Consider the following 13,901-nt stretch of genomic DNA (forward strand, 5'->3'; position numbering starts at 1 on the left):
CATGCAACCGGCGGCGTTCACGCCGCCGGACCGGTCGACAGCCCGGCGCTGCGCTGCTAGAAGCCCGGCCTGTCACACGGAAATCCCAAGAGAATGCCCGAAATTATTCCAGAGGAAGTGGCGCGCCGCCGCACTTTCGCGATCATCGCCCACCCCGACGCCGGCAAGACGACGCTGACCGAAAAGCTGCTGCTGTTCGGTGGCGCCATCCAGCTTGCCGGCGAGGTCAAGGCCAAGAAGGACCGCATCCAGACGCGTTCCGACTGGATGAAGATCGAGCGCGAGCGCGGCATTTCGGTCGTCACCTCGGTGATGACGTTCGAATATGAGGACAACGTCTTCAACCTGCTCGACACGCCGGGCCACGAGGATTTCGCCGACGACACCTATCGCACGCTGTCGGCGGTCGACTCGGCCGTCATGGTCATCGACGCCGCCAAGGGCATCGAGCCGCGCACGCTGAAGCTGTTCGAGGTCTGCCGGCTGCGCGACATCCCGATCATCACCTTCGTCAACAAGATGGACCGTGAAAGCCGCGATCCGTTCGAGATTTTGGACGAGATCGAGCAGAAGCTGGCGCTGGACACCGCGCCCATCACCTGGCCGATTGGCCGTGGCAAGACTTTTTCCGGCACCTATCACCTGGCGCTGAACGCCGTGCGCAAGGGCGACGACGAGAAGGAACGCACGCCGGTCAACGGTCCCGATTCCAACCGCGTTGCCGGCCTGCTGCCGGAAAACGAGCGCGAGGCTTTCATCGAGGAACTGGAGCTCGCGCGAGAGGCGTGCAGACCCCTTGATATCGACGCTTTTCGCGAGGGCCATCTGACGCCGGTCTATTTCGGCTCGGCGCTGCGCAATTATGGCGTGCGCGACCTGATCGAGGCGCTTGGCGCCTTTGGTCCGCCACCGCGCGCGCAGGAGGCCGACACCCGCACCATCGAGGCGACGGAGGAAAAAATGACCTCCTTCGTCTTCAAGATCCAGGCCAACATGGATCCCAACCACCGCGACCGCATCGCCTTCGTGCGCGTCTGCTCGGGCAAGCTCGAGCGCGGCATGAAGGCCAAGCTGGTGCGCACGGGAAAGCCGATGAGCCTCTCGGCCCCGCAATTCTTCTTCGCCCGCACCCGTGTCACCGCCGACGAAGCCTTCGCCGGAGATGTCGTCGGCATCCCCAACCACGGTACGCTGCGCATCGGCGACACGCTGACCGAGGGCGAGGAAATCCTGTTTCGCGGCGTGCCGAATTTTGCCCCGGAAATCCTGCGTCGTGTCCGCCTCGGCGACGCGATGAAGGCGAAAAAACTCAAGGAAGCGCTGCACCAGATGGCCGAGGAAGGCGTGGTGCAGCTGTTTTCGCCCGAGGACGGCTCACCGGCTATCGTCGGCGTCGTTGGCGCCCTGCAGCTCGATGTGCTGAAAGAGCGGCTGAACTTCGAATACACGCTGCCCGTCGAATTCGAGATGTCGCGCTTTTCGGTCTGCCGCTGGATCTCGGCCGATGACAAGGCCGAGGTGCTTCGCTTCATCGAGGCGCATCGCGGCGACATCGCCCGCGATCTCGACAACGACCCGGTCTTCCTCGCCCAGCACGCCTTCTCGCTGAACTACGAAGCCGAGCGCTGGAAAGCGATCCGCTTCGCCACGATCAAGGATTATCAGGTCCGCGACAAAGCGGCATAAGAACCCTTTTTCCTTCTCCCCGTTCACGGGGAGAAGGTGCCCGAAAGGCGGATGAGGGGCAGCGCCGACTTCAAGGATCGTTAGACTCAATCCCCCGGCCTTCGCAAGCTCCGGGCGTTCGAAGCTCGAAAAGCCAAGCAATTGGCTTTTCGTCCGCTACGCGGACCGCTTCTCACCCTTTCGCCGCCGCCTCCAATTTGGCGATATCGATCTTGCCCATCTGCATCATCGCTGACATCACCCGGCCGGCCTTGGCCCTGTCAGGGTCCTGAAGCAGTCGCGGCAACTGCTCCGGCACGACCTGCCAGGAAACACCGAACTTGTCCTTCAGCCAGCTGCATCGGCCGGGCTCGCCGCCGCCTTCGGTGAGTTTGCTCCAGAAATGATCGACCTCGTCCTGCGTCTTGCAGTCGATCGAGAGCGACATGGCCTCCGTGAACTTGTATTGCGGGCCGCCATTGAGCGCCTGGAACTGCACACCGTCGAGCTCGAACGATGCCACCAGCACTTTGCCTTCCGAAGCATGGCCCTGCGGCCAGCGCGTGACGCTCAGCACCTTCGAATTCTTGAAGATGGATACGTAATGGTTCATGGCCTCTTCGGCCTGGTCGTCGAACCACAGGAAGGTGGTGATCTTTTGCATGTCGTGCTCCTCGGTTGCTTCTTGCTGCCACAATGAAACGGCTGGCTCCCGGAATGGCGCCATTTCTTGCCGTCTGCCCAAGGACGGTCGTGATACGCCCGATCCGACAACGGCACCGAATTTTCCTGGAGAATCTGGCGCATTGCAAAATTGTGGCCAGACCATAGTTGCGCGTCTATAACCCCTGCGATCAAAATTCAGCGCCGCCGCGCCCGGCGCGGCCAGCCACCAAGGAAAAAACATGCCCGCCTACCGTTCCCGCACCACGACCCATGGCCGCAACATGGCCGGCGCCCGCGGCCTGTGGCGCGCCACAGGCATGAAGGATAGTGATTTCGGCAAGCCGATCATCGCGGTGGTCAATTCCTTCACCCAGTTCGTGCCCGGCCATGTTCATCTGAAGGACCTCGGCCAGCTGGTCGCGCGCGAGATCGAGAAGGCCGGCGGTGTCGCCAAGGAATTCAACACCATCGCGGTCGACGACGGCATCGCCATGGGCCATGACGGCATGCTCTATTCGCTGCCGTCGCGCGAGCTGATCGCCGATTCCGTCGAATACATGGTCAACGCGCATTGCGCCGACGCCATGGTCTGCATCTCCAACTGCGACAAGATCACCCCCGGCATGCTGATGGCCTCGCTGCGCCTCAACATCCCGACCGTGTTCGTCTCCGGCGGGCCGATGGAAGCCGGCAAGGTCGTGCTGGCCGGCAAGACGCAGGCGCTCGACCTGGTCGACGCCATGGTGGCCGCTGCCGACGACAAGATCTCCGACGAGGACGTCAAGGTCATCGAGCGCTCGGCCTGCCCGACCTGCGGCTCCTGCTCGGGCATGTTCACCGCCAACTCGATGAACTGCCTGACCGAGGCACTCGGCCTGTCGCTGCCCGGCAACGGCTCGACGCTGGCCACACATGCCGACCGCAAGCGTCTGTTCGTCGAGGCCGGTCATCTCGTCGTCGATCTCGCCCAGCGCTACTACGAGCAGGATGACGAGAGCGCACTGCCGCGCAGCATCGCCTCGAAGGGCGCCTTCGAGAACGCCATGACGCTCGACATCGCCATGGGAGGCTCGACCAACACGGTGCTGCACATCCTGGCCGCCGCCCATGAGGGTGAGGTCGACTTCACCATGGAGGACATCGACCGGCTGTCGCGGCGGGTGCCTGTCCTTTGCAAGGTGGCGCCGGCTAAGTCCGACGTGCACATGGAAGACGTCCATCGCGCCGGCGGCATCATGGCCATCCTCGGCCAGCTCGACGAGGCCGGACTGATCAATCGCGATCTGCCGACGGTGCATACCGCCAGCCTCGGCGAAGCGCTCGACCATTGGGATATTTCGCGCACCTCGAGCCAGAATGTGCGCGACTTTTTCCTCGCCGCTCCCGGCGGCGTGCCGACACAGGTCGCCTTCAGCCAGGACCGCCGCTGGGACGAGCTCGACACGAACCGCGAAACCGGCGTCATCCGCTCGGCGAAGACGCCTTTCTCGAAAGATGGCGGCCTTGCCGTGCTGAAAGGCAATCTGGCGCTCGACGGCTGCATCGTGAAGACGGCCGGCGTCGACGAGTCGATCCTGAAATTCACCGGTCCGGCGCGCGTCTTCGAGAGCCAAGACGCTTCGGTCAAGGCGATCCTTGCCAATGAGATCAAGGCTGGCGATGTCGTCGTCATCCGCTATGAGGGACCGCGCGGCGGCCCCGGCATGCAGGAAATGCTCTATCCGACCAGCTATCTGAAGTCGAAGGGCCTGGGCAAGGCCTGCGCGCTGGTCACCGATGGCCGCTTCTCCGGCGGCACCTCGGGCCTGTCCATCGGCCATGCTTCGCCTGAAGCGGCGGAAGGCGGGCTGATCGGGCTGGTGCAGGAGGGCGATACGATCGAGATCGATATCCCGAACCGCACCATCCGCCTCGCCGTGGACGACGCGGAACTCGATGCGCGCCGCGCGGCCATGGAGGCCAAGGGCGCGGACGCCTGGAAGCCGCAGGAAAAGCGCAAGCGCAAGGTGACGACCGCGCTGCGCGCCTACGCTGCCTTCGCCACCAGTGCCGACAAGGGGGCCGTGAGGCACGTGCCGGAGTAAGGGCGGTTCTTCCTTCTCCCACAAGGGAGAAGGAAAAAACCTCACGGCATCAGCTGATACTCATAAAGCTTCTGGTAAAGCCCGCCTTGCCCCAGCAGGGTCTTGTGCGGGCCGCTTTCCACCACCTTGCCGGCTTCCAGCACCACGATCGTGTCGGCCTGGTGCACGGTCGACAAGCGGTGGGCGATGACGATCGTGGTGCGCCCCTCCGTCAGCTGTTGCAGCGCATCGCGGAACAGCGCCTCGGATTCGGCATCGAGCGCGCTGGTCGCTTCGTCCAGCAGCAGGATTTCGGCGTTGCGCAGCATAGCGCGGGCGATCGAGATGCGCTGGCGCTGACCGCCCGACAAAAGACCGCCATTCTCGCCGACATCCGTTTCGTAGCCTTTCGCCTGCGCGATGATGAAGTCATGCGCGTTGGCCGCCTTGGCCGCTGCGATCACCTCGTCGTCGGTCGCATCCTGCCGCCCAAGCCGGATGTTGTGCATGATCGTGCCGGCAAACAGGAACGTGTCCTGGCTGACATAGGCGATTTTTTCCCTAAGCGAGGCGAGCGTGACATAGGAAATGTCCTGTCCGTCAAGCAGCACCCTGCCGCTCTTCGGGTCATATAGGCGCATGATAAGGTTCAGGATCGTCGACTTGCCGCCGCCAGAGGGGCCGACCAGCGCCGTCATCTTGCCGGCCGCAAGAGCCAGGTCGAACCGGTCAAGTACTGGCGGGCCATTCTGATAGGCGAAGCTGACGGCGTCGAACCGGATCTCGCCAGGTCCGGCATGAAGCGGCCTTGCATCCGGCTTCTCGGCCAATGTCAGAGGCTCGTCGGCCAACTGGAACATCATGCGCACGCCGACAATGCCGCTTTCCAGGGAGATACGGACGCGCGCGAGGCGCTTTGCCGGCTCATAGGCAAGCAGCAGCGCCGCGATGAAGGCCATGATGTTGCCAGGCATCTGGCCGCCCTTCAGAACCAGTAAGCCGCTGACCATGACGGCGCCGGCGATCGCCAGACCGGCCAGCGTTTCCATCACCGGATTGGTCACCGCTTCCAGCGCGGCGATGTTGTTGGCCCGGTCCTCGACATCGGACACCGCCCTGTACATGCGCTTGCGCATCAAGCCTTCGAGGTTGAAGGATTTGACCACGCGCACGCCGATCGCGGTTTCCTGCATCACCTGGACGATCTGGCCGACCGAGCGGAACTCCATGGCGGCGAACTTGCGCACACGCTTCAGGATGCGGTTGACGCCATAGATGGCCAGCGGACCGACGACGAAGCAGATCAGCGACAGCGCCGGCTGCTGCCAGACCATGACTCCAATCAAGGCAGCCAGCGTCACCAGGTCGCGCACATAGGAGGTGACGATGAGGTCGAGCACGTTGCGCGCCGCCTGGGCATTGTTGGTCATGCGGGTGATCAGGTCGGACGACGAGGTCGAGTGGTAGAATTCGATGCCTTGCGCCAGGATGCGGTCGTAGATCTTGCGCTGCCGTTCGGCGATGATGGCGTTGCCGACCCGGCTCATGAAGTAGGCCTGGACGAAGTTGGCGACGCCCTTGACGATGAAGATCGCGGCGACCGCCACGGCAATCATGTTGACGCGATCGACCCTTTTGTCGATCACGAATTCATTGGTTATTTCGCGCAGGATCCAGGCGCTGGCGGCCGTCATGCCGGCCACCACCAGCATCGACAGGATGGCGGCGGCGTAGCCGGCCCTGTGCTGCCGGAACGATTCCTGGAGCAGCCTTGCGACGAGGCGCTGGTTTTCCGTCGAGCGGAAGAAGCGAAACACGGCTGATCCTTGATGCCGGGATGACGAAGGCGGCTTATAGAGGGAGTTGCCGCCGGAGGGAACCTTGCCGCCATGGAAAGAAACCGCTGCGGCAGGCTGCCTTTTGAGACACGATGCAACTGTGATTCTTCAAGCGGGATGATGAGAGATGGATTTCGACCTAATCGTTCGTGGCGGCACGCTGCCGCATGGCGGCATCGCCGACATCGGGATCAGCGGCGAGACGATCATTGCGATCGAGCCGAAGCTCGAGGGTTCCGCGGGGACCGAGGTCGACGCCCGTGGCAATCTGGTGTCGCCGCCCTTCGTCGATCCGCATTTCCATATGGACGCCACACTTTCCTATGGTCTTCCGCGCATCAACGCGTCGGGCACGCTGCTCGAGGGCATTGCGCTGTGGGGCGAACTGAAGCCGCTCCTGACGCACGAAGCGGTGCGCGATCGGGCGCTCGCCTATTGCGACTGGGCGGTGTCGATGGGGCTGCTGGCCATCCGTACCCATGTCGATGTCTGCGACGACAGGCTGCTGGCGGTCGGGGCGCTGCTGGAGGTCAAGAAGGCCGTCGCCCCTTACATCGATCTGCAATTGGTGGCCTTCCCGCAGGACGGGTTCTATCGCTCGCCGACGGCGCGCCAAAATACCATGCGCGCGCTGGACATGGGGGTCGACATCCTCGGCGGCATTCCGCATTTCGAGCGCACCATGGCCGACGGCAGGCGCTCGGTGACCGAATTGTGCGAGATCGCGGCAAAACGCGGCCTCTTGGTCGACCTGCATTGCGACGAGACAGATGACCCGCTGTCGCGTCACATCGAGCAATTGGCCTATGAAACGCAGCGCCTCGGCCTGCAGGGCAGGGTGGCCGGTTCGCACCTAACCTCCATGCATTCGATGGACAATTACTACGTCTCGAAACTGTTGCCGCTGATCGCCGAGGCCGGTGTTTCCGCGATCCCCAACCCGCTGATCAACATCATGCTGCAGGGCCGTCAAGACACGTTCCCGAAGCGGCGTGGCATGACGCGGGTCAAGGAAATGCAGGCGCTGGGCATCCGTGTCGGCTGGGGTCAGGATTGCGTGCTCGATCCCTGGTATTCGCTGGGCACCGCCGACATGCTCGACGTCGCCTTCATGGGCCTGCATGTCGCCCAGATGTCGAGCCCCGCCGACATGGCGCGCTGCTTCGACATGGTCACCAACGTCAACGCGGCGATCATGGGCCTCGATCATCTTGGCCTGGCTGTCGGCAAGCGCGCCAGCCTGGTGATCCTCGATGCCGGCAATCCGATCGAGGCCCTGCGCCTGCGCGCCGAGCGCATCTACGTCATCGCCAGGGGCAAGGTGGTGGCGGAGCGGACAAGGCAGGATACCAGGCTTTCGATCTCCGGCAGGCCGTCGCAGGTGAACCGGCGGCACAAATCCGGGTAGATACAGCCGATTTCCGCGGCGGATCTTACCGTTTCTTCGATTCCCACTCGTCAAAGTTGGCGCTTGAGTCTAGGAGCCGGGCATGGTTGAGCCCGTCGCCCGGAATTCGATGGTCAAGAATGTGCTTCTGGCCGGCATCCTGCTGATGCTGGCGGGCGACTTTCTGTTTGCGCTGAACGACGCGATGGGCAAATGGCTGGTCACCAGCTTTTCCGTCGGCCAGGTGGTGCTGATCCGCTCTATCGGCGCCTTCATCGTGCTCGGCCCGATGATCGCCAACCAGGGCGCTGGCAGACTGTTCCAGATGGAACGGCCCGGGCTGCAGGTCCTGCGCGTGGTGGCGACGACGCTGGACACCGCTTTGTTCTACGCCGCCGTCGTCTTTCTGCCGCTTGCCGATGTGATGAGCTTCTACATGGCTGGCCCGATCTATGTGGCGGCGCTATCGCATTTCCTGCTTGGCGAAAAGGTCGGCTGGCGCCGCTGGGTGGCGATCCTGCTTGGCTTCTGCGGCGTGGTGATCATGCTGAAACCGTCCTCTGCCGCGTTTTCGCTGTCATCGGGTTTCGCGCTTGTCGGCAGCCTTGCCTTCGCATTCGCCATCATCCTCAACCGGCGCCTGCGCGGCACCAGCGACACCAATCTGGTGACATGGCAGACGATCGGCACGCTGTTGGTTGGCGGCGTGCTGACCATCGGTGCCTGGAAGACGCCGTCGGCGCTCGATCTCGGCGCCATGCTGCTGCTCGGCATCGTCTCCTGCGGTGCGCATCTGATGATCACGCGGGCGCTGAAACTGGCGCCGGCCTCGACACTGGCGCCGCTGCACTACACGCTGCTCCTGTGGGCGGTGGTGTTCGGGCTGGTGTTCTTCGGCGACGTTCCCGGCCCGCGTATCCTGATCGGCTCCGGCATCATCGTTCTGGCCGGCCTGTTCATCTTCCATCGCCAGAAAGTGGTCGACACCACGGTGCCGCCGGAGAACGTGCCGAAGGGTGTGAACTAATGCATGTCGCCCGGAAGTGTACTCGGTTCCGGGACAACGACATGCATTAAATCAGAAGCTTACAGCATGTCGCGGCGAATCCTGTTCGCCGCGACATGCTGTAGGGCCCGGATTTCGGGTGCCCCAATGCATGTCGCTCAAAAGTGGCCTCGGTTCTGGGAGAACGACATGCATCAAAACAAAAATCTAAAGCGCGTCGCATGAATACGCTTCACCGCGACGCGCTTTAGCCCTGGCGTACCGCAGCAAGGTGCCGCAAAAATTCCTCTGTCTCCATCAGCGTCTTGCAGCGCGCGAAGCGGCCGTCCGCATAGGCGCGGAAATCGTCGGCCGGATTGTTGTTGGCGAGCTGGATCAGCCCCCACAGCGTCCACAACAAGTCGCACATCGCCTTGTAGATGACGACGCGGCCGCGCTCCGCCGGCTTCGCCTCGCCACCGAAATAGGCGCGCATCAACTCCTCGTCCTGGGCCGCGTCGAACTTGCCTTCGACGCTGAGATCGCCGAGATCCCAGAGAGGGTCGTTCATCCCGGAATATTCCCAGTCGACGATCCACATCCGCTCGCCCGTATCGAGAAAATTTTCGCACAGCGGATCGCAATGGCAGGCGACGAGGGGCAAGGCGTGGACGGCAAGGGCCGAGCGCACGCTGCCGGCCGCGCGCACCACGTCATGATAGCCGGCGGGCAGGGCGACATCCCTGGTCGACAGCACCTTGAGATAGTCGTCGATCATCGAAAACAGCTCAAAGCGGAAGGGGAATACCGCGCCGGACGCGTGCAGCTTGTGGAAGGCCTCGGCCGCCCGGGCCGGACTGCCCTGCCGCTCCCTGAATTTCTCCGGCGACATCGTCTCGGCATCGGCGATGTAGCGCGTCACCATCAGGCCCGTGGCGGCATCGGCATGCAGCACTTCGGGACTGACGCCGGCCTTTGCCGCCTCGCGTGCCGCCACCGCTTCGTTGGCGCGGTTGATGTATTCCTCGGTGCCTTTGCCCGGAACGCGCAGGCAGTAATCGCCGGCCTTGAAGACGAGGTTGGTGAGGCCGCCAAGCCGTTCCAGCGGCCCGGTGTAGCCGGCCAGCGCCGGAATGGCGGCAAGTTTTGCCCGCGCCTCGTCTGTCACCATGCCTGCGTCCCCACGCGCTATTTCTTTGAGACAACGGTTCCACAATTTTCGCCGTTTGGCTATCATCCCGGCAAGACGAGGGATTGGTCGACACGTGACGGACGGCAAACATCAAGGCGCGCTCGGCGAGGCCTACGCGGCCAAGCGCCCGGAAGAGGTAGCGGCACTCTATGACAGGTGGTCGCAAACCTATGACGCCGACATGTCGGCCGCCGGCTACCGCCACCCGACGATCTGCCTTGCCTTGCTGGCCCGCCATCTGCCGCGCGGTTCAGCCCCGCTGCTCGACGCCGGGGCAGGTACCGGGCTGATCGGCGAATGGCTCGACATTGCCGGCTATCCCCAGGTCGAGGCGCTCGACATCTCACAGGGCATGCTGGATCAGGCCGCGCGCAAGGGCGTCTATTCGGCGCTGCACTGCCTGGCACTCGGCGGTGACCTGCCTTTTGCCAACGACACCTATGCCGGCATCATCTCGGCCGGTGTGTTCACCTCGGGTCATGTCGGCGCCGACGGTTTGGACGAACTGATCCGCATCTGCCGGCCGGGCGGAGTGATCGTGCTGACGGTCAAGAACACGTTGTGGGATCAGGGCTTTGCCGCGCGCATCGCCGAACTCGAGGCGCAGGGCCTAGTCGTCCGCATTGAGGAAACACGTCCCTACGTCTCGATGCCTGGCGAGGCCGATACCGTCCCCAGCCGCGGCCTCGCTTTGCGCGTGAGTTAAGCCTTCACGCGCTCCATTGCCGGGTCGTATAGCGGCTCAAGACAGATTTGAGCCGGCGTCCGCTGCATCGCGACCACCAGTTCATAGCTGCCCGAGGCGAGGAAATCATCGTTCACCCCCTCGGCGTTGCGCACATAGCCGTAACCGATGTTCTTGCCGACCGTGTAGCCGTAGCCGCCGCTGGTCAAATAGCCAACCGGCTCGCCGTTGCGCAGTATGGTCTCGCGCCCCACGAGCACGATCTCCGGATCGTCGACCGTAAAGCCGGCAAAGCGCTTCGTCAGGGACGCGCCGCCAACTTTCTCAAGTGCGCGTCGTCCGACGAAGTCGGTGTTCTTACGCAGCTTTACGGCCCAGCCCAGCCCGGCCTCCAGCGGTGTGTCATTGGGCGTGATGTCGGAGCCCCAGGCGCGATAGCCCTTTTCCAGCCGCAGCGATTCCAGCGCGCGGTAGCCGATCGGCCGGATGTCGTGCTTCCCGCCGGCCGCCATCAGCGCGTCGAAGACTTCGCCGGTGGCGGCGATCGGCACATGCAGCTCCCAGCCCAGTTCGCCGACATAGGTGACACGCAGCGCCCGGACCGTGTGACCCGCGATGACGATTTCCCGCACATGGCCGAACGGGAAGCCGGCATTCGACACATCCGCATTGGTCACGGCCGAAAGCACATCGCGGGCGCGCGGCCCCATCAGCGACAGCGTGCCGAAATCCTCGGTGACATCGGCGAGCTGGGCATCGAGGCCTCCGCCAATATGGTCGCTGATCCACGAGGCGTCATGGGTGCGGAAACCGGTGCCGGTGACGATGTAGAATTTTTCCTCGGCCAGCCGCGACACGGTCAGGTCGGCCTCGATGCCGCCGCGCGTATTGAGGAGTTGCGTGTAGGTCAGCCGGCCGACCGGCTTGCTGACGTCGTTGGCGCAGATCCAGTCAAGGGCCTTGGCCGCGTCGGGGCCGCTCAGCTCATATTTGGCGAAGGACGACTGGTCGAAGATGCCGACATGCTCGCGCACGTGCCGGTGCTCGTCGCCGACGGCGGCAAACCAGTTCTGCCGGCCCATCGAATAGAGGTCCTTTGGCTCGACGCCCTTCGGCGCGAACCAGTTCGGCCGCTCCCAACCGAGCTTCGAGCCGAACACGGCGTGTTGCTGCTTCAACCGCTCATACAACGGCGAGACGATGCGCGGCCGGCCGCTGACGTATTCTTCGTGCGGGAAGCCGATCGTGTAGTGCTTGCCGTAGGCTTCCAGCGTGCGCTCGCACACCCATTGCCGGTCGCGGTGCAGGTTGGAAAAGCGCCTGATGTCGACCACCCACAGGTCGAGCGGCGCCTCGCCGTCGACCACCCATTGCGCCAGCACCCAGCCGGCGCCGCCGCCCGAGGCGATACCGAAAGCGTTGAAGCCGGCACCGACGAACATGTTGGCGCATTCGGGCGCCACGCCGAGGATGAAATTGCCGTCGGGCGTGAAGCTTTCCGGCCCGTTGATCATCTGCTTGACGCCGACCGTCTCCAGCGCCGGCACGCGCGCGATCGCCTGAGCCATGTGCTGCTCGAAATGATCGTAATCGTCGTCGAACAGCCGGAACTCCCAGTCGTCGGGCACGTCGCCTCGGGGGAGACCGGTTGTCCAGGCCTGCGGGTTCGGCTCATAGCCGCCCATCACCAGCCCGCCAACCTCTTCCTTGAAATAGGTGCGCCGATCGGGGTCGCGCAGCGTCGGCGCGTCGGTCGCCAGCCCCGCGATTTTCTCGGTGATGATGTACTGGTGCTTCACCGGCTGCAGCGGCACGTTGATGCCGGCCATGGCGCCGACCTGCCGCGCCCATTGCCCAGCGCAGTTCACCACCTTGTCACAGGCAATGTCGCCTTGATTGGTCTTCACCGCCGTGATGCGGTCGCCCTTCATCTCGAAGCCGGTGACACACACCCCCTCGTAGAGCTTGGCGCTATGCATGCGCGCGCCCTTGGCCAGCGACTGCGTGATGTCGGAAGGGCTCGCCTGGCCGTCGGTCGGCAGCCAGGACGCGCCGACCAGATCGCCGGTCTCCATCAGCGGCCACATCGCCTTGACCTCCGCGGGCGACAGAAGCTGCATGTCCATGCCGAAGCTTCTCGCCGTCGTCGCCAGCCTTTTGTACTCGGTCCAGCGGTCGGCATTGGTGGCGAGCCTGAGGCAGCCGGTCATTTTCCAGCCGGTGGCGAGCCCGGTCTCGGCTTCCAGCCCCTTGTAGAGGTCGACGGAGTATTTCAGTACCCGCGTGATCGAGGCCGACGAGCGCAATTGCCCGACCAGGCCGGCCGCATGCCAGGTCGAGCCCGAGGTCAGCTTGCCCTGTTCGAGCAGCACCACGTCGGCCTTGTGGTCGCGCGCCAGATGATAGGCCGTCGAACAGCCGATGATGCCGCCGCCGATGACGACGATCGCGGCCTGGCTAGGCAAGGTCATGATTTCAGGATCCCGTATTTTGTCCGGTAGCTTTCCAGCGCCGCGTCGAGCCTCACCAGGTTTTCCTCGGTGTAGGCGACGTAGTCGATGCCGGGCGCGTCGAGATAGAGTTCCGACACCATGCTCCACATCGCCTCGCGCAGCAGCGAGGCGCATTGCATGGCGGCGTGCGAGCGGCGGATCGCCTCATCCGGTTCCTTCATGAAATAGGCGGTCAGGAAGGCGAAGGATTCCTCATCGCTCATGCCTGCGTTCGAAGCGACGCCGGCGAGGTCGAACATCGCCGTGTTGAAGCCGGCATATTCGAAATCAATCAGCCACAGCCTGCTGCCGTCGTCGAGAATATTGGCAGGCAGAAGATCATTGTGGCCAAAGACGATCGGCAGCAATTTCTGGGCGCGCTCCAGTTCGTCGGCCAGCGCCAGGAAGCGCGGCAGGTCACCACGCTTGCGGCTGTCGCCTTCTTCAAGCCTGCGCGCATAGTCGCGGATGACATGGAACACCCAGAACATGAAGCCGGCGCCGGAGATATGGTTGGGCATCTCCCGGTGGAAGCCGCGCATCAGCGCCGCGACGCGGCCGAGATTGGCGCGCACGTCCTCGGCCAGATAGGTTTTGGCGCGAAGAAACGCCGTCACCAGGATTCCTGGTTCGGCATAATGGACCGCCGGCGCGAACCCGGCGGCGTGAGCCGCCCGCGCGGTCATCACCTCGCGTTCGCGGAAGACATGGTGGAACGGATAATCCTGGCCGAAGCGCACGACATGTTTGCCGGCCGTGTCGGTGACCACATAATTCGCGTTGCTCAAGCCGCCGGGCAGCGGCGCGATCTCGATGGCGCCCGTCCAGCAGGGCAGGGCGCGGATGCGGTCTTCGGCAATCACGGGATCATCCCTGGTTTGCTGGGCTGGTTTGCCGGGTTTCGCCAAGGCGCCCTGGGCAACGCAAT

At 63.7% G+C, this 13,901-nt stretch carries 10 protein-coding genes; 5 read left to right on the forward strand and 5 right to left on the reverse strand.

What is annotated here, in order from left to right; translation table 11 throughout:
* Nucleotides 1-93: 93 nt before the first annotated feature.
* Nucleotides 94-1,686 carry a peptide chain release factor 3 gene (locus FJ960_RS21175; protein ID WP_140509158.1) on the forward strand — a complete coding sequence of 531 codons (1,593 nt, stop codon included), beginning with the start codon at nt 94-96 and terminating at the stop codon, nt 1,684-1,686.
* A 172-nt stretch (nt 1,687-1,858) separates the two neighbouring features.
* Here FJ960_RS21175 and FJ960_RS21180 read toward each other — a convergent pair whose 3' ends face one another.
* Nucleotides 1,859-2,329, reverse strand: coding sequence for a VOC family protein (locus FJ960_RS21180; protein ID WP_027142181.1), 471 nt, complete (start codon nt 2,327-2,329; stop codon nt 1,859-1,861).
* A gap of 241 nt (nt 2,330-2,570) precedes the next feature.
* Between FJ960_RS21180 and ilvD the strand changes: the two genes are divergently transcribed.
* Nucleotides 2,571-4,415, forward strand: a complete 1,845-nt coding sequence (gene ilvD, locus FJ960_RS21185) for a dihydroxy-acid dehydratase (RefSeq protein ID WP_140509160.1) — start codon at nt 2,571-2,573, stop codon at nt 4,413-4,415.
* A gap of 41 nt (nt 4,416-4,456) precedes the next feature.
* Here ilvD and FJ960_RS21190 read toward each other — a convergent pair whose 3' ends face one another.
* Complete coding sequence (locus FJ960_RS21190; RefSeq protein ID WP_140716530.1) at nt 4,457-6,211, reverse strand: ABC transporter ATP-binding protein; 1,755 nt, start codon at nt 6,209-6,211, stop codon at nt 4,457-4,459.
* A gap of 148 nt (nt 6,212-6,359) precedes the next feature.
* On the opposite strand from FJ960_RS21190, the gene FJ960_RS21195 reads away from it, so the two are divergent.
* On the forward strand, nt 6,360-7,640 hold the full coding sequence (locus FJ960_RS21195; RefSeq protein ID WP_140716532.1) for an amidohydrolase family protein: 1,281 nt from the start codon (nt 6,360-6,362) through the stop codon (nt 7,638-7,640).
* Nucleotides 7,641-7,722: 82 nt separating this feature from the next.
* Complete coding sequence (locus FJ960_RS21200) at nt 7,723-8,646, forward strand: DMT family transporter (protein ID WP_027142177.1); 924 nt, start codon at nt 7,723-7,725, stop codon at nt 8,644-8,646.
* 226 nt (nt 8,647-8,872) lie between these two features.
* Here the strand turns inward: FJ960_RS21200 and FJ960_RS21210 are convergent, their stop codons facing one another.
* Nucleotides 8,873-9,775, reverse strand: coding sequence for a phosphotransferase family protein (locus tag FJ960_RS21210; RefSeq protein ID WP_140716535.1), 903 nt, complete (start codon nt 9,773-9,775; stop codon nt 8,873-8,875).
* A 94-nt stretch (nt 9,776-9,869) separates the two neighbouring features.
* On the opposite strand from FJ960_RS21210, the gene FJ960_RS21215 reads away from it, so the two are divergent.
* The gene (locus tag FJ960_RS21215; RefSeq protein ID WP_140509168.1) at nt 9,870-10,502 is read left to right on the forward strand and encodes a class I SAM-dependent methyltransferase; all 633 of its coding nucleotides are present in this window, start codon (nt 9,870-9,872) and stop codon (nt 10,500-10,502) included.
* On the opposite strand, the gene FJ960_RS21220 is transcribed toward FJ960_RS21215, so the two are convergent.
* A complete protein-coding gene (locus tag FJ960_RS21220) occupies nt 10,499-12,952 on the reverse strand; it encodes an FAD-dependent oxidoreductase (protein ID WP_140716537.1) in 2,454 nt (817 codons plus the stop codon). The two genes, FJ960_RS21215 and FJ960_RS21220, sit on opposite strands and share 4 nt — an antisense overlap.
* Nucleotides 12,949-13,836 (reverse strand): phosphotransferase family protein, encoded by an 888-nt coding sequence (locus tag FJ960_RS21225; protein WP_140716539.1) that lies wholly within the window; start codon nt 13,834-13,836, stop codon nt 12,949-12,951. Before FJ960_RS21225 ends, FJ960_RS21220 begins: the two co-directional genes overlap by 4 nt.
* Between the last annotated feature and the right edge of the window lie 65 nt (nt 13,837-13,901).

It is taken from the genome of Mesorhizobium sp. B2-3-11 (genome assembly GCF_006442215.1).
GTDB lineage: Bacteria > Pseudomonadota > Alphaproteobacteria > Rhizobiales > Rhizobiaceae > Mesorhizobium > Mesorhizobium salmacidum.